Here is a 19,040-nt window from a genome sequence, read left to right on the forward strand (position 1 = left end):
GGCGGCGATGCAGCGCGCCTCCACCACCCGCCGGCTGGCGGCGCTCGTCTTCGCCTTCCAGATCGCGGCGGCGGCGGTGCTGCTGGGCAGCATCGGCGTCTATGTCCGCTGGGAGATCGCCGGCGAGGCGACGCGCTCCGGCGCGCTACTGCGCGAGGACCTGCTCGCGGTCTACGGTCGCGGCGGACGCGAGGCGCTGCGGCGGACGATCTGGGAGCGGTCCACCCGGCTGCTCACGCCCGGCGCGGTGATGCTGCTCACCGATGCGGCCGGCAGCCGGCTGGCCGGCAATCTCGATACCCCGCCCGCCGGCATCGCCCCGGACGACGGCACGGTCGAGACGGTGCTGCTGCGGCGCCACCACCAGAAGCCGGAGGCGATGCGCATCCGCGCGACGGTGCTGCCCGACGGATCGCGGCTGGTGACGGGCATGGTCATCCAGCGCGAGCAGCGCGCACTCGGCGTCTTCGCCGATGCCAGCGTCGCGGCACTGGTACTGGCGATCGGCTTCGCCGCGGCGACGGCCTGGGCCGCGGCCCGGCTCTTCTCGTCGCGGCTGGAGGCGGTGGCGGCGACGCTTCACGCCGCGCGCGAGGGCGATCTTGCCCGGCGGGTGCCGCAGGACCACACCGGCGACGCCTTCGCCGCGCTGGGGCACGAGGTGAACGCGACGCTCGACCGGCTCAAGCGGCTGATGGACGAGCTGCGGCTGGCGACCGACGCGCTCGCCCACGACCTGAAATCGCCGATCACCCGGATGCGCTCTTCACTGGAACGCGCCCGCGCCGCGCTGGCCGACGCCGATCCCGCCGATCCCGCCCGCGACGCGGTCGAGCGCGCCAATGCGGAGGGCCAGCGGCTGCTCGGCATCGTCGAGACCGCGCTGAGCATCAGCCGCGCCGAGGCGGGGATCGGGCGCGCGAGCTTCCAGCCGGTCGACCTGCCCGACATGCTCGAGGCGCTGGCCGAGATCTACGGGCCGCTCGCCGAGGATCGCGGGCGACGGATCGACGTCGCGGTCGGAACCCCGCTGCCGCCGGTCGCGGTGCATCGCGAGCTGCTGGGGCAGGCGCTGGGGAACCTGATCGACAACGCGCTGAAATACGGCGCGGGGACGATCACGCTGAGCCTCGACCGGCGCGACGGCCAGGTGCTGCTCGGCGTGGCGGACGAGGGCCCGGGCATTCCGCAGGCGCAGCATGGCGACGCATTGCGCCGGTTCGGCCGGCTCGATGCGGCACGCACCAGCGAGGGGGCGGGGCTCGGCCTGTCGCTGGTCCATGCGGTCGCGCAGCTGCACGACGGACGCCTGCGGCTCGGCGATGCGGCGCCGGGGCTGGCGGTGACGATCGCGTTGCCGGGTTAGGCAGCCGGCGAGAGTCCGCCGATCGGCGCGGACAGAGTCGACGGGCGACGCAGGCGGGCACGGGCTATCGCTTGAGGGTAGAGCTCGCCGAGCAACCGGTCGAAGGTCGCCGTCCAGCTGAACTGCGCCTCGACATGCGCGCGCGCCGCGGCGGCCATGGCGCCCCGCTCGTCGCCGGTCAGCACCGCGACGACGTTCCGCGCCATCGCGGCGACGTCGTCGACCGGGCCGAGCAGGCCGAGCCCGGGCGGCACGCGGGCCGGCATCGCGCCGCTCGCCACCCCGACCACCGGCAGGCCCGAGGCCTGCGCCTCCAGCACCGAGATGCCGAAGGTCTCGTCCGCCATCGCCGACACATAGAGGTCGGCGCTGGCGAGCGCGCGGGCGAGGCGGGCTCGGTCGGCCTCGAAGCCCGGGAAGACGATCGGCAGTCCGGCGGCCGCCTCGATCAGCGCCGGGCGCAGCTTGCCGTCACCGATCAGCACCATGCTGGCGCCCAGCTCTGCCGGCAGATGGCGGAACATCGCGACCAGCCGGTCGGCGCGCTTCTCGTTGTCCAGCCGACCGGCATAGACCAGCACCGGGCCGGTCGCAGGCAATCCCAGCTCCGCGCGCCATGCCGGGTCGCGCCGATCGGGGCGGAAGGTGTCGAGATCGACGCCGAGCGCGAGCAGGTCGACCCGGTCGATCCCGCGCGAGCGCAGCGCGGCGCGCGCCGGCTCGTCGAGCGTGTAGACATGGTCGAACTCGCGGAACGTCACCTCGGTATAGCCGTAACTGAGCCAGCGGAAGAAGCGGCCCGCCCACTCCCCCATCGTCGCCCGCGCGACGCGATAGACATGCGCCTCCGGAAAGTCGGTGCTGTAGCCGGCGACCAGCGCCGTCGCGGGAAAGGCGCGGCGATGGTGGATCGCCGCCCAGGGCAAGACCCAGGGGCAGAGGCACTCGATCACGTCCGGGCGATAGTGCGCGAGGAGGCCGCGGACGTGCGCCGGGCGCAGCGCGAATCGGTAGTTGGGACTGCCCCGCACCGGATCGGCCGCCACCTCGGCGAAGATATGCCGGCCGTCCACGACGACGCGGTCGGCGGGGCCCGGCACGATCTGGAGCAGGCTGTGCGGCGTCCGCGCGAGGATATGATCGCGCTTCTCGCGCAGATAGGTGCTGATCCCGCCGCCGCCGGCGGGAGAATAGCTTTGGGTCAGGTCGCAGATCAGCAGCGGCCGGGACGTGTCGATCACAAGGGAGCGCTTTTTTCCGTCAGCACCGGCATCGTCCGCTGCATGGGTTGGCGGCGTCCGGCGGCGCGGATCATATCCGCACAGGCGGCGAACGGCCAGAGCAACATAGCGATGCCGCCGATCGTCGCCGCGACCGGGGCCCCGCCCGAAGCGGGCGCGTTGCCGATGGCGCGAAGCGCTTGACCGGACGGGACAAAGGCCGCCCCGCAGGTTTTTCCACCTGCCCCCAAATGGTCACAAACCGGCGCTAGCGGGTCCTCACCGGACCGGTCCATGCGCATGTCGGGAGTATGTTGCAGGGAGCGGGCCAATGTCGACACTCGATTGGAAAACGGATGCCTTTTAGCGCGTCTGTGTTACAGAACGATGCTCCCGAAGCTGACAAAAACGACACCTTCGCGCCGCCCGGCCTTTCCGGCCGCGGGCGGCTGCGGATCCTGTCCTTCGCCCACGCGCTGAACCGCGGCGGGGCCGAGCGCGCCGCCGTCCGGCTGTGGCGACAATGGGCGCAGGACGCCGATATGGTCCTCGCGATCGGCGAGGGGCATGACGAGGGACTGGCCGGGGCCGGCGTGCGCGTGCGGCGCGCGCCGCCGCGGCTTGCCGGCCTGTCGCCCAATGCCCGGATGCTCGCCTGGCTGCCCGGGGTGATCCGCGCGGAACGGCCCGACATCCTGTTCTGCCCCGGAAATACCTATGCGATCGTCGCGGCGGCGATGCGGCTGCTGGCGGGCGGCGCCTGCCCGCCGATCGTCGCCAAGGTGAGCAACCCGATGGGGCGCGAGGACCTGCCGCCGCCGCGCCGCCGGGCGGCGCTCTGGTGGGCGCGGACGCAGGGGCGGATGATCGATCGCTTCGTCGCGACCAGCGCCGCGATGGCGGACGAGATCGCCGCCGTCGCGCAGGTGCCGGCGAGCCGGATCGACACCATCCCCAATCCCGCCTTCGACGCGGCGGTCTTCGCCAGGCTGACGGACGCGCCGGGGCCGGCCGCGGACGCACCCGGCCGGCTGTTCGTCGGGGTCGGCCGCCTCGTCGCGCAGAAGAACTTCGCGCTGATGGTCGCGGCCTTCGCGCGCGGCGCGATGCCGGCGGACCGGCTGGTCATCCTGGGCGAGGGACCCGAACGGCCGATGCTGGAGGGGCTGATCGCCGCGGCCGGGCTGGGCGACCGGGTGACGCTGGCCGGTTTTAATCGCGATGCGGGCGCGTGGATCGGCCGGGCCGACGCGCTGATCCTGTCCTCGCGCTACGAGGGACTGCCGGCCGTCGTGCTGGAAGCGATGGCGGCGGGGCGGCCGGTGATCGCCACCGACTGCTGCGTGGCGATGGCGCCGCTGCTCGCGGGCGGCGCGGGGGTTTTGGTGCCGCCCGGCGACGCGGCGGCGATGGCGGCGGCGATCGCGACGCTCGACCCCGCTGCCTTCGATCCGGCGCATGCACGCGCGGTGGCGGCACGGCACGTGACGGAGCGGGTCGCGCAGGCCTATTGGCCGGTGTTCCTCGCCGCGATCGCCGCGCCTGGCCCGCGAACGCAAGCCCTTGTTCCCGGCTGACACAAAGCCGCAACAGGTCCGTAACGGTCACGTCTTCGAAGCGCGTCATGGGCGCCAGAAACCATAAAGGGGAATCCGACGTGACCGTGAAGTTCGCGCTGCTCGCCAGCGCCGCCATGCTGCTGCCCGCCGTCCCGGCCGCCGCGCAGGACGCGCCGCCGCCGACCAGCGCCGCCGCGATCGACCAGGCCGCGCCCGCCGAACCGGTCCCCGCCGACGGCAGCGACATCGTCGTGCTCGGCTTCGGCCAGAGCCGCCAGGTCCAGACCGTCGCGGCCGCCGACATGGAGCGGCTGACCCCCGGCACCTCGCCGCTCAAGGCGGTGGCCAAGCTGCCCGGCGTCAACTTCCAGTCGGCGGACGCCTTCGGCGCCTATGAATGGTCGACGCGCATCTCGCTGCGCGGCTTCAACCAGAACCAGCTCGGCTTCACGCTGGACGGCGTGCCGCTCGGCGACATGAGCTACGGGAACGTCAACGGCCTGCACATCAGCCGTGCCGCCATCTCCGAAAATCTCGCCTCGACCACCGTCGCGCAGGGCGCGGGTGCGCTCGGCACCGCCTCGACCAGCAATCTGGGCGGCACGCTCCAGTTCGTCAGCCGCAAGCCGGCGGACGCGGCCGATCTGGTCGCCAGCGGCACCTATGGCAGCAACGACACCGTCCGCGCCTTCGTCCGCGCCGACAGCGGCGATCTGGGCGGCGGGCTGAAGGGCTATGTCAGCTACGCCTATCTGACCACCGACAAGTGGAAGGGCGACGGCAGCCAGCGCCAGCATCAGGCGAGCGTGCGGCTGATGGAGGATCTGGGCGAGCACGGCAGCATCACCGGCTTCGTCAACTTCTCCGACCGGCGCGAGAACGACTATCAGGACCTCAGCCTCGATATCCTGTCGCGGCGCGGCTATTTCGCCGACAACATCACCAACGATTACGCGACCGCGCTGCAGATCGGCCGCGTCTACCAGAACCTGGCCGCCCGAAGCGCCTATGCGACCGCCAACAACGGCTCGACCGTCGGCTTCGTCGCGCCCTGGGCCGGGGCGGGCTATAGCTATCCGACCGGCTTCGGCACGGTCGACGATGCCTATTACGACGCCGCCGGCCTGCGCCGCGACTGGCTGGGCGGCGTGACCTTCGACATGCACCTGACCCCGGCGCTGTCGCTCGTCTCGACCAGCTATTACCACAAGAACAAGGGCCAGGGCTCGTGGATCACGCCCTATAGCCCGACCCCCGCAGGCGCGGCGGACGGCAATGGGGGCACGCTGCCCGCCGCCTCCACCTCGGTCGCCGGCCTCGCCTCGCCGCTCGGCTTCCGCACCACCGAATATGCGATCGACCGGGCGGGCAACCTGACCCATGTCGCGCTGGAGACGGGGATCAACCGGTTCGAGCTGGGCGGCTGGTACGAGACCAACAGCTTCGACCAGGCGCGGCGCTTCTACGGCATGGGCAGCGGCACGACGCCGAACCGCGATGCCCGCGACTTCCAGTCCAACCCCTATTTCACCCAGTGGGACGGCAAGTACGATACCGAGACGCTGCAATATTACGTCTCGGACACGCTGAGCCTCGGCCAGCTGACGCTGAACGGCGGATGGAAGGGGATGCGCGTGCGCAACCGCGCCAATCTACGCACCGGATCGCTGGTCGCCGGCAGCATCGAGGCGCGCGACTGGTTCCTGCCGCAGGTCGGCGCCGTCTACAGCCTCGGCCAGGCCGAGCTGTTCGCCAGCTATACCGAGAACATGCGCGCCTTCGTGTCGTCGGCGACGACCGGGCCGTTCGCGACCACCCAGGTCGGGTTCAACGCGATCCGGAACACGCTGAAGCCCGAGACCTCGCGCACCGTGGAGGGCGGCGTCCGCCTGCGGGCCGGCGGGCTCCAGCTGTCGGCGGCGGCCTATTATATCGACTTCTCGAACCGGCTACTCACCTTCGCCAACGGCTCGGGCATCCAGGGCAACCCGCCGACGCTCAACAATGCCGGCGACGTCGAGAGCTACGGCGCGGAGGTCTCCGCCTTCTACCGCATCGTCGGGCCGCTGACCGCCTTCGCCAGCTATTCCTACAATCGCGCGACCTATCAGGACGATGTGAAGAACGCCGCCGGCACCGTGCTGGTCGCCACCGCCGGCAAGACGGTGGTCGACACGCCCGAGCACATGGCCAAGGGCGAGCTGGTCTATGACGACAGCCGCTTCTTCGCCCGCGCGGGCGCCGACTATATGTCGAAGCGCTACTTCAACTATCTCAACGACCGGTCGGTCGGCGGCCGGCTGGTGGTGGATGCGAGCCTGGGCTATCGCTTCGGCGAAGGCTTCGGGCCGTTCCGCGGGATCGCGATCGAGGGCAGCGTCACCAACCTGACCAACAAGCGCTACATCTCGACGATCGGCACCAACGGCTACACCGCGAGCGGCGACAACCAGACCTTCCTGACCGCCGCGCCGCGCCAGTGGTTCGTCACGCTGCGCCGGGGGTTCTGAGCGATGCGTGCGCTGGTCCGGCTGCTCGCCGCCGCCCTGTGCCTTGCCGGTGCGGCGCCGGCGGCGGCCGGGCCGGTGCTGCTCGTCTCCCTCGACGGGCTGCGCCCCGGTGACGTCGCCGAGGCGACGGCGCGCGGGATGACCCTGCCCAACCTCTCCGCGCTGGCGGCGGAGGGAGCGAGCGCCCAGGGCGTGGTGGGCGTGCTGCCCACCCTCACCTATCCCAGCCACACCACGCTGGTGACGGGCGTCGCCCCCGCCGAGCACGGCGTGGGCAACAACCTGACCTTCGATCCGCTCCAGACGAACCAGACCGGCTGGTACTGGTACGCCAGCGACGTGCGGGTGCCGACGCTCTGGCAGGCGGCGAAGGCCGCGGGGCTGACCACCGCCAACGTGCACTGGCCGGTGACCGTCGGCGCGCCGGGCATCGACCGCAACCTGCCGCAGATCTGGCGGACGGGCAGCGAGGACGATCGCAAGCTGCTTGCCGCGCTCGCCACGCCGGGACTGGTCGCGCGACTGGAAGCGACGGTCGGCGAGCGCTACGCCCAGGGGATCGACGAGACGGTGGAGGGCGACGCCAACCGCGTCCGCTTCGCCGCGGCGCTGCTGGCCGCTGACAAGCCGCAGTTCATGACCGTCTATCTCGCCGGGATCGATCATGCCGAGCATCAGGCGGGCCCCGGATCGGCCGGCGCCAAGGCGGCGATCGCGGCGACCAATGCGCTGGTCGGCCAGCTCGTCCGCGCGGCGCGCGCGGCGATGCCCGACGTGACGGTGGTGGTCGTGTCGGATCACGGCTTCCACGCGGTGACGACCGACGTCAATCTCGTCCGCCCCTTTGTCGAGGCGGGGCTGGTGACGCTGGACGCCGCGGGCAAGATCACCGGCTGGGAGGCCGAACCCTGGCTGGCGGGCGGCACCGCCGCGATCCGCCTCGCCCGACCCGACGACGCGGCGCTCGTCGCGCGGGTGAAGGCGCTGCTCGACCGGCTGGCGCGCGACCCCGCCTATCACATCGCCGCGGTGCTGGACCGCGCCGCGGTGGCGAAGGCGGGCGGGGCGACCGAGGCGAGCTTCTTCGTCGCGCTGGAGCCCGGCTATGAAACCGGTCGCGACCCGGCCGCGCCGGTGACGCAGCCGTCGAGCTACAAGGGCATGCACGGCTATATGCCCGGCGACCCGGCGATGCGCTCGACCCTGATCGTCGCCGGTCCCGGCATCCGCCACCGCGATCTGGGCGTGGTGGACATGCGCGCCATCGCCCCCTCGATCGCGCGGGTGCTGGGCGCAAACATGCCGAGCGCCATGGTGAAGCCGGTCTTCTGACCCGTTCCGGCGCGGGAGCGTTGATCGCTTCGCTCGCCCGGGCCATCGTCGCCCCTTGGTCGGCAGGGGCGGGCGACATGAGGGATTGGAACGCGGTGGTCGCAGCGGGTCTCGACCTGCCGGGCGTGGAGACGGGGACCGCCTATGGCCGGCCCGCCCTGCGCTTCCGCGGCAAGGTGCTCGCAGCCGCGACCGCGCCGAGCGCCGACAGCTTCGTCCTTCAGGTCGCCGAGGCGGAGAAGGAGATGTTGCTGGAGACCGACCCGGACACCTTCTGGCAGACCGACCATTATCGCGGCTGGCCGGCGGTGCTCGTCCGCTACGGGACGCAGGCCGAAGAGCGGATCGCGACGCTGCTCGCAAGGACGTGGTGGGATCGCGCCACGCTCCGCCAGCGGCAGGACTATGGCGACCGGCCCTGAGCGGGCGGACAACCGACTCCAGTGGCGGGGCGGCGACTTGAGCTTCCCCTCACCCGCCCAGCAACCGGTCGCGGTGCTGGTCCACCACCTCCTCCAGCCAGGTCTGGAAGGCGCGGATGCGTTTCAGCTGGCGGGTGTCGCGATGGGTGACGATCCAGAAGGAACGCAGGATCTGGCGATCCGGCAGGATCGGCACGAGCCCCGGATCGGCGTCGCCGATGAAGCGGGGCAGCACCCCGATCCCGAGGCCGGACGCGATCAGCCGATGCTGGGCGTTGATGCTGGAGCTGCGGATGGTCGCCGTCAGCGCCGGGTCGAGCTCGTCGAGATACCGCAGCTCGGGCGCGTAGAGCAGGTCGGGGACATAGCCGACCAGCGTGTGCGCCGACAGGTCGCCGACCTCGCGGACCGGCGGCCCGGCATAGCCGGCCGCGGCATAGAGGCGCAGCGCATAGTCGGACAGCTTGCGGCTGACCACCGGACCCGATCGCGGACGGGCGAGGAGGACGGCGAGGTCCGCCTCGCGCCGCGAGGGGTTGAGGAAGCCGCTGGTCGCGGCGAGGTCGATCACGAGCTGCGGGTGCCGGGCGTGAAAGCCGGCGAGCAGCGGCGCGACGAACCAGCTGCCGAACCCCTCAGACACGCTGACCCGGAGCAGCCCCGACAGCCCCGTCCCGCCCCCGCCGCCGGGCAGTTCGGCGATCCGCTCGGCGGCGCGCTGCATCGCTTCGACATGGGCGAGCAGTGCCTCGCCCGCCTCGGTCAGGGCATGGCCCTCGCGCGTCTGCTCGAACAGGGTCTGGCCGAGCTGCGCCTCCAATCGCCGGAGGCGCCGACCCATGGTGGAGGCGTCGACGCCCAGCAGTTGCGCAGCGCGGGCGAGCTGGCCTGCATGGGCGATGGCGGCGAAGTCCTGCAGCGCGCTCCACGGCAGGCGAAGACTGGGTTGCATCGATGCAAGGTCCTGTTGCGCAATCGCCTGTTGCCTGCATCGATGCATCGGCGCAATCCTCGCCGCCAAATAGGAGAGGCGAGATGCGGCAGATCGATCATGTGATCGCAGGCGGAGCCGGCGGCGGCGGCAGCGTGCGGACCGGTGAGGTGTTCGATCCCAATAGCGGCGAGATCCAGGCGCATGTCGCGCTCGGCTCGGCGGCCGAGCTCGAGCGCGCCGTCGCGGCGGCGCAGGCGGCGCAGCCCGGCTGGGCCGCCACCAACCCGCAGAGGCGCGCACGCGTGATGTTCCGCTTCAAGGAGCTGGTCGAGCGCGAGATGGATGCGCTGGCGCACCTCCTCTCCTCCGAGCACGGCAAGGTGATCGCCGACGCCAAGGGGGACATTCAGCGCGGGCTGGAGGTGATCGAGTTCGCCTGCGGCATCCCGCATGTGCTGAAGGGCGAGTATACGCAGGGCGCAGGACCCGGCATCGACGTCTATTCGATGCGGCTGCCGGTCGGCATCGGCGCGGGCATCACGCCGTTCAACTTTCCGGCGATGATCCCGATGTGGATGTTCGGCGTCGCCATCGCCTGCGGCAACGCCTTCATCCTCAAGCCGTCCGAGCGCGATCCCTCGGTGCCGGTGCGCCTCGCCGAACTGATGCTGGAGGCGGGCGCGCCCGAGGGCGTGTTGCAGGTCGTGCATGGCGACAAGGAGATGGTCGACGCGATCCTCGACCATCCGGCGATCGGCGCGATCAGCTTCGTCGGCTCGTCCGATATCGCGCACTATGTCTACCGGCGCGGGGTCGAGGCGGGCAAGCGCGTGCAGGCGATGGGCGGAGCCAAGAACCATGGCATCGTCATGCCCGACGCCGATCTGGATCAGGTGGTCGCCGACCTGTCCGGCGCGGCCTTCGGCTCGGCGGGGGAGCGGTGCATGGCGCTGCCGGTGGTGGTGCCGGTGGGGGATGAGACCGCGGACCGGCTGCGCGAGAAGCTGATCCCGGCGATCGCCGCCCTGCGCGTCGGCGTCTCGACCGATGCGGACGCGCATTACGGCCCGGTGGTCAACGCCGCGCACAAGGCCCGCGTCGAACAGTGGATCCAGACCGGCGTCGACGAGGGCGCGGAGCTGGTCGTCGACGGGCGCGGCTTCGCGTTGCAGGGGCATGAGCGGGGCTTCTTCATCGGCCCCAGCCTGTTCGACCGCGTGACGCCGCAGATGCAGAGCTACAAGGAGGAGATTTTCGGCCCCGTCCTCCAAATCGTGCGCGCACCCGATTTCGAGACGGCGCTGCGCCTGCCCAGCGAGCATCAGTACGGCAACGGCGTCGCGATCTTCACCCGCAACGGCCATGCCGCGCGCGAGTTCGCGGCGCGGGTCAATGTCGGCATGGTCGGGATCAACGTGCCGATTCCGGTGCCGGTCGCCTATCACACCTTCGGCGGGTGGAAGCGCTCGGCGTTCGGCGACGTGAACCAGCACGGCACGGAGGGCGTTCGCTTCTGGACCCGGGTGAAGACGGTGACGCAGCGCTGGCCCGATGGCGGCGTGGGCGAGGCCGCCAACGCCTTCGTCATTCCGACCATGGGGTGAAGCCGATGATCCTGCGCCACGTTCCCGTCCTGCTGCCGCTGCTCGCGCTCGCCGCCTGTGGCGGGGGGAGCGACATGCCCGCCAACAACGACAGCGCTCAGGACAGCGCGGTGGTGGAGGAAGCGCCCTCGCAATTGCAGGACGATCCGGCCAACACGGTCGTGCCGCTGGGCAATGTCGCGCAGCCGCAACCGGTCGCCGCCATCCCGCAGGCTTTTCGCGGGCGCTGGGGCCTCGTGCCCAACGACTGCGATCCGAAGCGCGCCGACAACAAGGGGCTGATGACGGTGGAGGCGACGATGCTCCGCTTCTACGAATCGCGGGCCACGGCGTCGAAGGTGGCGGCGACCGACGCGGTGATGACCGCCGATCTCGCCTTCTCGGGCGAGGGGCAGACATGGACGCAGCAGGCCCGCTTCACCTTGCAGAATGACGGGCGCACGCTGGTGCGCGAAGGGGGCGAGGAAGGCACGCTCACCTATAGCAAATGCCCTGCCCTGACGGACCCTGCCGCATGACGAACCAGTTCGACCTGACCGATGATCAGCGCGAGATCCAGGAGCTGGCGCGCCGCTTCACCGCCGACCGCATCACGCCCTTTGCGGGCGAGTGGGACGAGACGCATCATTATCCGGTCGATGTCTGGAAGGCGGCCGGCGCGCTGGGCTTCGGCGCCATCTATGTCAGCGAGGAGTCGGGTGGCATCGCGCTCGGCCGGCTCGAGGCGGCGCTGGTGATGGAAGCGATGGCCTATGGCTGTCCCGCGACCAGCGCCTTCATCTCGATCCACAATATGGCGGCGTGGATGATCGACCGGTTCGGATCGGCCGAGATCAAGCAGCGCCTCCTTCCCGGCCTCGTCACGATGGAGACGATCGGCAGCTACTGCCTGACCGAGCCCGGCTCAGGCTCCGACGCCGCGGCGCTGAAGACGAGTGCGCGGCGCGACGGCGACCATTATGTGCTGAACGGCACCAAGCAGTTCATTTCCGGCGCGGGCTATAACGACCTCTATGTCTGCATGGTGCGGACGGGCGCGGAGAAGAGCCGCGGGATCAGCGCCATCGTGGTCGAGAAGGACACGCCCGGCCTGTCCTTCGGCGCGCCGGAACGGAAGCTCGGCTGGAACGCCAGTCCGACCGCGCAGGTGATCTTCGAGGATTGCCGCGTGCCGGTCGCCAATCTGGTCGGCGGCGAGGGCGAGGGATTCCGGATCGCGATGGCGGGGCTCGACGGCGGACGGCTGAACATCGGCGCCTGCTCGCTGGGCGGGGCGCAGCGATGCCTCGACGAATCGATCCGCTACACCCGGGAGCGCCAGCAGTTCGGCCAGCCGATCGCGGATTTCCAGAACACGCAGTTCACCCTTGCCGACATGGCCACCGATCTGGAGGCGGCACGCGCGCTCCTGTACCTGGCCGCGGCGAAGGTGGGGGCGGATGCGCCGGACAAGTCGCGCTTCTCCGCCATGGCCAAGCGGCTGGCGACGGACAGCGGCTCGTCCATCGTCGACCGGGCGCTGCAGCTGCATGGCGGCTATGGCTATCTGAAGGACTATCCGATCGAGCGCTTCTGGCGCGACCTGCGGGTGCATTCGATCCTGGAGGGGACCAACCAGGTGATGCGGATGATCGTCGGCCGGGAGCTGACGCGGCAGTGAGGGGGGAAGCATTTCAAGATCCTCCCCGCTCGCGGGGAGGGGGACCGCGCCGCGCAGCGGCGTGGTGGAGGGGGATCGCCCCAAGCGAGTCGTGCGTGGAGACCCCCCTCCACCATGCTGCGCATGGTCCCCCTCCCCGTGCCGGGGAGGATCTATGACCGACGAACTCATCGCCACCGTCGAGGGCCACACAGGCCGGCTGCGGCTCAACCGGCCCAGGGCGCTCCACGCGCTCACCGTCGCGATGTGCGAGGGGGTGCTGGCCGCGCTGGAGGACTGGCGCGGCGACGACGGCGTGCGCGCGATCATCCTCGACCATGCCGAGGGCCGCGGCTTCTGCGCGGGTGGGGACATCCGGCTGCTGGCGGAGAGCGGCGCGGGGGATGGCTCGGCGGCGCGGCACTTCTTCGCGACCGAGTACCGGATGAACCACCGGCTGTTCACCTATGCCAAGCCGATCGTCGCGGTGATGGACGGGGTGACGATGGGCGGCGGCGTCGGCATCGCCCTGCCCTGCCGCTATCGCGTCGCGACCGAGAATACGCGGCTGGCGATGCCGGAGACGGGGATCGGCCTGTTCCCCGATGTCGGCGGCGGCTGGTATCTGTCGCGGCTGCCGGGACGGATCGGGCAGTATCTGGCGCTGACCGGGCATCGGCTCGACGGGGCGGAGGCGGCGGCGCTGGAGCTGGCGACGCATTATGTGCCGGCCGCGCGGGTCGAGGCACTGAAGGCGCGGATCGTGGCCGCGCCCGAGGATGTGGCGGCGGCGCTCAATGCGCTGGCGGAGGCGCCGCCCGCGGCACCGATCCTGCAGCATCGCGTGGCGATCGACCGGCTGTTCGCGTCCGACACGCTGGAAGAGGTGTTCGCGGCGCTGGCCGCGGACGGCGGCGAATGGGCGACCGCGCAGCTGGCGACGCTGCGGACCAAGTCGCCGCAGACGATGAAGGTGTCGCTCCGCCTGCTGAAGGACGGCGCGCGGATGGCGAGCTTCGCCGACGAGATGACGCAGGAATATGCCGTCGCGAGCCGGGTGGTGCAGCGCCACGACTTCCTCGAAGGCGTGCGCGCGGTGATCGTCGACAAGGACAATGCGCCGCGCTGGAACCCGGCGACACCCGAGGGGGTGAGCGATCATGTCATCGACCAGATCTTCGCGCCGTTGCCGGAGGACGAGGCGTGGCGGCCGTGATGCAGTCCGTCACCCCGGCGCAGGCCGGGGTCTTTTGCGGCGAGGCGCGCGGCATGTAACGGGGAGACCCCGGCCTGCGCCGGGGTGACGGACAGGAGACGAAGGGCAAGCGCATGAGCTACGAAACCATCATCGTCGAACAGCGCGGGGCGGTGACGCTGGTCACGCTCAACCGGCCCAAGGCGCTCAACGCGCTGAACGGGCAGGTGCTGGACGAGCTGCTCGCCGCCATGGCCGCGTTCGATGCCGATCCTGCGCAAGGCTGTGCGGTGATCACCGGCAGCGAGAAGGCGTTCGCCGCCGGCGCGGACATCAAGGAGATGCAGGCGCAGGGCTTTGCGACCATGTACGGCCACGACTTCTTCGCCGGCTGGGATCGCTTCACCCGCACGCGCAAGCCGATCATCGCGGCGGTCGCGGGCTATGCGCTGGGCGGCGGGTGCGAGCTGGCGATGATGTGCGACTTCATCCTCGCCGCCGATACCGCGAATTTCGGCCAGCCCGAGATCAAGCTCGCCGTCTCGCCGGGCATGGGCGGATCGCAGCGGCTGGCGCGCGCGGTGGGCAAGGCCAAGGCGATGGAAATGTGCCTGACCGGGCGGATGATGGACGCCCAAGAGGCCGAGCGCGCCGGGCTGGTCAGCCGCATCGTCCCTGCCGCCGAGCTGGTCGAGGAGGCGGTGAAAACCGCCGCGACGATCGCCGGCATGGCGCCGCTGGCGGTGCTGGCGAACAAGGAGATGGTCAACACGGCCTTCGAGACGGGGCTGGCCGCGGGCGTCCAGTTCGAGCGCCGGCTGTTCCACGGGCTGTTCGGCACCGAGGACCAGAAGGAAGGCATGGCCGCCTTTGTCGAGAAGCGCGCCGGGGTGTGGACCGGCCGGTAATGCCTGCCGCACGGCCGGCGGCAGACCGGCCGCGGCGACGACGATCGAGAGGATGAACGACCATGGCACGCATCGCCTTTATCGGACTGGGCAATATGGGCGGCGGCATGGCCGCCAATCTGGCGCGGGCGGGGCACGACGTGCGCGCCTTCGACCTCTCCGCCGAGGCGCTGGAGCGGGCGCGCGAGGCGGGTTGCTCGCCGGCGGACAGTGCCGTCGCCGCGGCGGAGGGAGCGGAAGCGGTCGTGACGATGCTGCCGGCGGGGCGACATGTGGCCGAGGTGCATGAGGCGCTGCGCGAGGTGCTGCCGGCGGGAGCGTTGCTGATCGACTGCTCGACGATCGACGTGACCACCGCGCGCGCCGTCGGCGAAGCCGCCGCGGCGCAGGGACTGACGGCCGTCGACGCGCCGGTCTCGGGCGGGATCGCCGCGGCGCAGGCGGGCACGCTGACCTTCATGGTCGGCGGGACGGCGGAGGGCTTCGCCCGCGCACAGCCGATCCTGGCGGCGATGGGCAAGGCGGTGATCCATGCCGGTGGTGCGGGCGCGGGCCAGGCGGCCAAGATCTGCAACAACATGATCCTGGGCGCGACGATGATCGCGACCTGCGAGGCCTTCGCCCTGGCGGAGAGACTGGGGCTGGAGGCGCAGGCCTTCTACGACATCGCCAGCGTCTCGTCGGGGCAGAGCTGGTCGATGACGAGCTATTGCCCGGTGCCGGGCGTGGGGCCGGTGACCCCGGCGGACAACGGCTATCGCGGCGGGTTCGCGAGTGCGCTGATGCTCAAGGACCTGCGGCTGGCGATGGAAGCCGCGGCGGAGGCCGGGGCGGAGGTGCCGATGGGGTCGCGCGCGGCGGAACGCTATGAGGCGTTCGCGGCGGAGCATGGGGGGACGGACTTTTCGGGGATTATCGAGAGCTTTCGGTGAGGGGCGGGTTGGTGGCGGCCCTGCCCCACTTCCGCTCGCCCTGAGCTTGTCGAAGGGCTGCCTTTTTCTCGAGCGGAGCGCTCGCGGCTCGGAGAAGGGCAGTGCTTCGACAGGCTCAGCACGAACGGGAGAGGAGCGGGACGAGACATGCCCGCCCCCGCGCTCCCCCCTACAGCGCTTTCACCGCGACCGTCTTCACCTCCGCCTGCGCCAGCGGGTTGCGCAGCGGCAGGGTGAAGGGCGCCGCCTCGATCTCGAAAATGTCGCCAATCTCGGTGCGGATGCCGTCACTGAATGACAGGGTCGCCGTGCCGAAGAAGTGGACATGGACGTCGCCGGGCCGGCGGAACAAATCGTATTTGAAGTGATGCGCCTCGAGGTTCGAGAGATAGTGCGACATGTTCGCCTCTCCCGACAGGAAGGGCTTTTCCCACAGGGTCTCGCCGCCGCGCAGGATGCGGCTGGTGCCCTCGACATGCTCGGGCGCGGGGCCGACAAGCAGCTCGGGGCCGAGCGCGGCCTGGCGCAGCTTGCTGTGCGCGAGCCAGAGGTAATTGTGCCGCTCGGTCACATGGTCGCTGAACTCGTTGGCGAGGCACAGGCCGAGCCGCCACGGCGTCCCGTCCGGGCCGATGATGTAGATGCCGGCCAGTTCCGGCTCCTCGCCGCCGTCCTGCGCGAAGGCGGGCATGGTCAGCGCGTCGCCGGGGCCGACGGTGCCGGTGCCGTCGCCCTTGTAGAACCATTCGGGCTGCTGGCCGGTCTGCCCGGCCGCGGGCTTGCCGCCCTCGACGCCTTCCAGGAACATGCGCATCGAGTCGGTCTGCGCCTCTGGCGCGGCGGCGGCGGCGTGCATCTTGGCGCGGCCTTCCGCCGAGCCGAGATGGGTGAGGCCCGTGCCGGTCATGATGAGGTGTGCGGGATCGGGATGCGCGATCGGCGCGGCGAGCCGGCCGGCGGCGTGCTCCGCGGCAGGATCGACCGCGTCGCCCCGGCCCGCTGCCTCGACCGCGGCGGCGAGGGTGTGCCCGGCGGCGATCGCGCGGCTGGCGAGGTCGTAGACGGTCTCGACGCCCGGCACGATCCAGGCCGCGTCGCCCTCTGCGGCGATCACCGCGCGGCCGCCATCCTCGCGCCGCTGCTGCAACAGGCGTAGCGCCATCGATCCTCTCCCTCGTCGTTCCGGGCCGCATCTGCGGCGATGATTTGTCCGACTATATCCGGCGGGAGAGCACGTCAACGGCGCTGTATCGCCCTCCCCTCACCCCGCCGCGAGCGCAGCGAGGAGCAGCAGAGCGACGATATTGGTGATCTTGATCATCGGGTTGACCGCGGGACCGGCGGTGTCCTTGTACGGATCGCCGACCGTGTCGCCGGTGACCGCGGCCTTGTGCGCCTCCGACCCCTTGCCGCCGTGATTGCCGTCCTCGATGAACTTCTTGGCATTGTCCCACGCGCCGCCGCCACTGGTCATCGAGATGGCGACGAACAGCCCCGAGACGATCACGCCGAGCAGCATCGCGCCCAGCGCCGCGAAGCCCGAGGCCTGTCCCGCCACCTGCTTGATGACGAAATAGAGGATGATCGGCGAGGCGACCGGGAGCAGCGAGGGCACGATCATCTCGCGGATCGCGGCGCGGGTGACGAGGTCGACGGTGCGGCCGTAATTGGGGCGGCTGGTCCCCTCCATGATGCCCGGATTGTCGCGGAACTGGCCGCGCACCTCCTCCACCACCGCACCCGCCGCGCGGCCGACCGCGGTCATGCCGAAGGCGCCGAACAGATAGGGGAGCAGCGCGCCGAGCAGCAGGCCGACGATCACATAGGGGTTGGACAGGCTGAAATCGACCGTCACGTCCGGGAAATAGGTGCGCAGGTCGGTGGTATAGGCGCCGAACAGCACCAGTGCGGCGAGCGCGGCGGAGCCGATCGCATAGCCCTTGGTCACCGCCTTGGTCGTGTTGCCCACCGCATCAAGCGCGTCGGTGCGGCTGCGCACGTCATCGGGCAGGCCCGCCATCTCGGCGATGCCGCCGGCATTGTCGGTGACCGGTCCGTAAGCATCCAGCGCGACGACCATCCCGGCCAGCGCCAGCATCGCCGTGGCGGCGAAGCCGATGCCGATGATCCCGGCGAGCTGATAGGTCGCGACCACCGCGATCACGATGACGAGCGTCGGCAGCGCGGTCGATTCGAGGCTGATCGCGAGGCCCTGGATCACGTTGGTGCCATGTCCGGTCTCGCTGGCGCGCGCGATCGACTTGACCGGACGATAGGCGGTGCCGGTGTAATATTCGGTGATCCACACGATCAGTCCGGTCACGGCGAGGCCGATCGCCATGCACCAGAACAGATCGGTGCCGGTGAAGCCCGCCGCGGCGGTGGCGGGCGCACCCGCGGTCACCGCATCGGTGGCGGGATCGAGGAAGCCGGCGCCGCCGATCACCGCGTGCATGTCGCCCAGCGTCCAGCTGGTCGCCAGCCAGATCAGCGGCAGCGACAGGATCGCCGAGGTCCAGAAGCCCTTGTAGAGCGCACCCATGATGCTGCCCCGCCCCAGCCGCACCGCGTAGGTTCCGGCGATCGAGGCGAGGATGCACACCCCGCCCACCGCGAGCGGCAGGGTCATCAGCCGCATCAGCTCCTCGCCCGAGGCGCGGATCAGCAGCGCGATCGACACCATCGTCACGCCGAGCGTGACGACATAGGTCTCGAACAGGTCGGCGGCCATGCCCGCGCAGTCGCCGACATTGTCGCCGACATTGTCGGCGATGACCGCGGGGTTGCGGGGATCGTCCTCGGGAATGCCCGCCTCGACCTTGCCGACCAGATCGGCGCCGACATCGGCCGCCTTGGTGAAGATGCCGCCGCCGAGGCGCGCGAAGATCGAGATGAGGCTGGCGCCGAAGGCGAGCGCGGTGAGCGCCTCGACGATCGCGCGGTCGTTGGGCGCGCGGCCGCCCGGGCCCGTCAGGTACCAGAAGAAGCCGGCGATCGCGAGCAGGCCGAGCCCTGCGACCAGCATGCCGGTCACCGCGCCCGAGCGGAAGGCGGTGGTGAGGCCCCCTTGCAGCGAGCCGCGCGCGGCCTCTGCGGTGCGGACGTTGGCGCGGACGGAGATGGTCATGCCGACATAGCCGGCCACGCCCGACAGCACCGCACCGATCACGAACCCGACGGTCGACAGCGTGCCCAATGTTGCCAGCAGGATCACCGCGACGACCACGCCGACGATGGCGATGGTGGTATATTGCCGCCCCAGATAGGCCTTGGCCCCTTCCTGGATGGCGGCGGCGATATCCTGCATCCGGGCATCGCCCGGCGACTGGCGCAACACCTGCGCGCTGGTGAGGATGCCATAGAGGACGGCGATGACGCCGCAGACCATGGCGAGGTAGACCGTCGTCATCCGCTCGCTC

16 protein-coding genes are annotated in these 19,040 nt (G+C 70.8%); 11 read left to right on the forward strand and 5 right to left on the reverse strand.

The genetic code is table 11. The features are described from left to right. Window positions 1–7: 7 nt before the first annotated feature. Window positions 8–1,366, forward strand: a complete 1,359-nt coding sequence (locus tag IEX18_RS04900; protein ID WP_188657553.1) for a HAMP domain-containing sensor histidine kinase — start codon at window positions 8–10, stop codon at window positions 1,364–1,366. Here IEX18_RS04900 and IEX18_RS04905 read toward each other — a convergent pair. Together IEX18_RS04905 and IEX18_RS04910 are read right to left on the reverse strand one after the other, a co-directional pair. Then, window positions 1,363–2,607 (reverse strand): glycosyltransferase, encoded by a 1,245-nt coding sequence (locus tag IEX18_RS04905; RefSeq protein ID WP_188657554.1) that lies wholly within the window; start codon window positions 2,605–2,607, stop codon window positions 1,363–1,365. The two genes, IEX18_RS04900 and IEX18_RS04905, sit on opposite strands and share 4 nt — an antisense overlap. Next, window positions 2,604–2,888, reverse strand: a complete 285-nt coding sequence (locus tag IEX18_RS04910) for a hypothetical protein (RefSeq protein ID WP_188657555.1) — start codon at window positions 2,886–2,888, stop codon at window positions 2,604–2,606. The genes IEX18_RS04905 and IEX18_RS04910 overlap by 4 nt, the downstream gene beginning before the upstream one ends. Window positions 2,889–2,960: 72 nt before the next feature. On the opposite strand from IEX18_RS04910, the gene IEX18_RS04915 reads away from it, so the two are divergent. From IEX18_RS04915 to IEX18_RS04930, 4 genes are all read left to right on the forward strand, one after another. Further along, the gene (locus tag IEX18_RS04915) at window positions 2,961–4,163 is read left to right on the forward strand and encodes a glycosyltransferase (RefSeq protein WP_188657556.1); all 1,203 of its coding nucleotides are present in this window, start codon (window positions 2,961–2,963) and stop codon (window positions 4,161–4,163) included. Window positions 4,164–4,279: 116 nt separating this feature from the next. Further along, complete coding sequence (locus IEX18_RS04920) at window positions 4,280–6,655, forward strand: TonB-dependent receptor domain-containing protein (RefSeq protein ID WP_188657849.1); 2,376 nt, start codon at window positions 4,280–4,282, stop codon at window positions 6,653–6,655. A 3-nt stretch (window positions 6,656–6,658) separates the two neighbouring features. Beyond that, entirely contained in the window at window positions 6,659–7,987 is a 1,329-nt protein-coding gene (locus IEX18_RS04925) for an alkaline phosphatase family protein (RefSeq protein WP_188657557.1), read from the forward strand. 77 nt (window positions 7,988–8,064) lie between these two features. Then, window positions 8,065–8,409 (forward strand): MmcQ/YjbR family DNA-binding protein, encoded by a 345-nt coding sequence (locus IEX18_RS04930; protein WP_188657558.1) that lies wholly within the window; start codon window positions 8,065–8,067, stop codon window positions 8,407–8,409. A 49-nt stretch (window positions 8,410–8,458) separates the two neighbouring features. On the opposite strand, the gene IEX18_RS04935 is transcribed toward IEX18_RS04930, so the two are convergent. Further along, entirely contained in the window at window positions 8,459–9,361 is a 903-nt protein-coding gene (locus IEX18_RS04935; protein WP_188657559.1) for a LysR family transcriptional regulator, read from the reverse strand. Between the two features lie 83 nt (window positions 9,362–9,444). On the opposite strand from IEX18_RS04935, the gene IEX18_RS04940 reads away from it, so the two are divergent. From IEX18_RS04940 to mmsB, 6 genes are all read left to right on the forward strand, one after another. After that, a complete protein-coding gene (locus tag IEX18_RS04940; RefSeq protein WP_188657560.1) occupies window positions 9,445–10,947 on the forward strand; it encodes a CoA-acylating methylmalonate-semialdehyde dehydrogenase in 1,503 nt (500 codons plus the stop codon). A gap of 5 nt (window positions 10,948–10,952) precedes the next feature. After that, window positions 10,953–11,465 carry a hypothetical protein gene (locus IEX18_RS04945; protein WP_188657561.1) on the forward strand — a complete coding sequence of 171 codons (513 nt, stop codon included), beginning with the start codon at window positions 10,953–10,955 and terminating at the stop codon, window positions 11,463–11,465. Beyond that, a complete protein-coding gene (locus IEX18_RS04950) occupies window positions 11,462–12,607 on the forward strand; it encodes an acyl-CoA dehydrogenase family protein (RefSeq protein WP_188657562.1) in 1,146 nt (381 codons plus the stop codon). Before IEX18_RS04945 ends, IEX18_RS04950 begins: the two co-directional genes overlap by 4 nt. Window positions 12,608–12,761: 154 nt before the next feature. Continuing rightward, window positions 12,762–13,802: an enoyl-CoA hydratase/isomerase family protein gene (locus IEX18_RS04955; RefSeq protein ID WP_188657563.1), complete on the forward strand. Its 1,041-nt coding sequence runs from the start codon at window positions 12,762–12,764 to the stop codon at window positions 13,800–13,802. 113 nt (window positions 13,803–13,915) lie between these two features. Continuing rightward, a complete protein-coding gene (locus IEX18_RS04960; protein ID WP_188657564.1) occupies window positions 13,916–14,689 on the forward strand; it encodes an enoyl-CoA hydratase in 774 nt (257 codons plus the stop codon). 62 nt (window positions 14,690–14,751) lie between these two features. Continuing rightward, on the forward strand, window positions 14,752–15,621 hold the full coding sequence (mmsB, locus tag IEX18_RS04965; RefSeq protein ID WP_188657565.1) for a 3-hydroxyisobutyrate dehydrogenase: 870 nt from the start codon (window positions 14,752–14,754) through the stop codon (window positions 15,619–15,621). 169 nt (window positions 15,622–15,790) lie between these two features. Here mmsB and araD1 read toward each other — a convergent pair whose 3' ends face one another. Both araD1 and IEX18_RS04975 read right to left on the reverse strand, forming a co-directional pair. Continuing rightward, a complete protein-coding gene (gene araD1, locus IEX18_RS04970) occupies window positions 15,791–16,783 on the reverse strand; it encodes an AraD1 family protein (RefSeq protein ID WP_188657566.1) in 993 nt (330 codons plus the stop codon). 99 nt (window positions 16,784–16,882) lie between these two features. Beyond that, window positions 16,883–19,030: a sodium-translocating pyrophosphatase gene (locus IEX18_RS04975; protein ID WP_188657567.1), complete on the reverse strand. Its 2,148-nt coding sequence runs from the start codon at window positions 19,028–19,030 to the stop codon at window positions 16,883–16,885. Window positions 19,031–19,040: the final 10 nt, after the last annotated feature.

Origin of the sequence: Sphingomonas metalli, assembly GCF_014641735.1 — a bacterium.
Taxonomy (GTDB): Bacteria; Pseudomonadota; Alphaproteobacteria; order Sphingomonadales; family Sphingomonadaceae; genus Sphingomonas; species Sphingomonas metalli.

Bases quoted from the DNA above. Each gene is read 5' to 3' on its own strand.
- IEX18_RS04925 (WP_188657557.1), top strand. From the start codon at position 6,659: ATGCGTGCGCTGGTCCGGCTGCTCGCCGCCGCCCTGTGCCTTGCCGGT.
- IEX18_RS04935 (WP_188657559.1), bottom strand. From the start codon at position 9,361: ATGCAACCCAGTCTTCGCCTGCCGTGGAGCGCGCTGCAGGACTTCGCC.
- IEX18_RS04900 (WP_188657553.1), top strand. From the start codon at position 8: ATGCAGCGCGCCTCCACCACCCGCCGGCTGGCGGCGCTCGTCTTCGCC.
- IEX18_RS04945 (WP_188657561.1), top strand. From the start codon at position 10,953: ATGATCCTGCGCCACGTTCCCGTCCTGCTGCCGCTGCTCGCGCTCGCC.
- IEX18_RS04920 (WP_188657849.1), top strand. From the start codon at position 4,280: ATGCTGCTGCCCGCCGTCCCGGCCGCCGCGCAGGACGCGCCGCCGCCG.
- IEX18_RS04960 (WP_188657564.1), top strand. From the start codon at position 13,916: ATGAGCTACGAAACCATCATCGTCGAACAGCGCGGGGCGGTGACGCTG.
- mmsB (WP_188657565.1), top strand. From the start codon at position 14,752: ATGGCACGCATCGCCTTTATCGGACTGGGCAATATGGGCGGCGGCATG.
- IEX18_RS04910 (WP_188657555.1), bottom strand. From the start codon at position 2,888: ATGCGCATGGACCGGTCCGGTGAGGACCCGCTAGCGCCGGTTTGTGAC.
- IEX18_RS04950 (WP_188657562.1), top strand. From the start codon at position 11,462: ATGACGAACCAGTTCGACCTGACCGATGATCAGCGCGAGATCCAGGAG.
- IEX18_RS04930 (WP_188657558.1), top strand. From the start codon at position 8,065: ATGAGGGATTGGAACGCGGTGGTCGCAGCGGGTCTCGACCTGCCGGGC.
- IEX18_RS04940 (WP_188657560.1), top strand. From the start codon at position 9,445: ATGCGGCAGATCGATCATGTGATCGCAGGCGGAGCCGGCGGCGGCGGC.
- araD1 (WP_188657566.1), bottom strand. From the start codon at position 16,783: ATGGCGCTACGCCTGTTGCAGCAGCGGCGCGAGGATGGCGGCCGCGCG.
- IEX18_RS04955 (WP_188657563.1), top strand. From the start codon at position 12,762: ATGACCGACGAACTCATCGCCACCGTCGAGGGCCACACAGGCCGGCTG.
- IEX18_RS04975 (WP_188657567.1), bottom strand. From the start codon at position 19,030: ATGACGACGGTCTACCTCGCCATGGTCTGCGGCGTCATCGCCGTCCTC.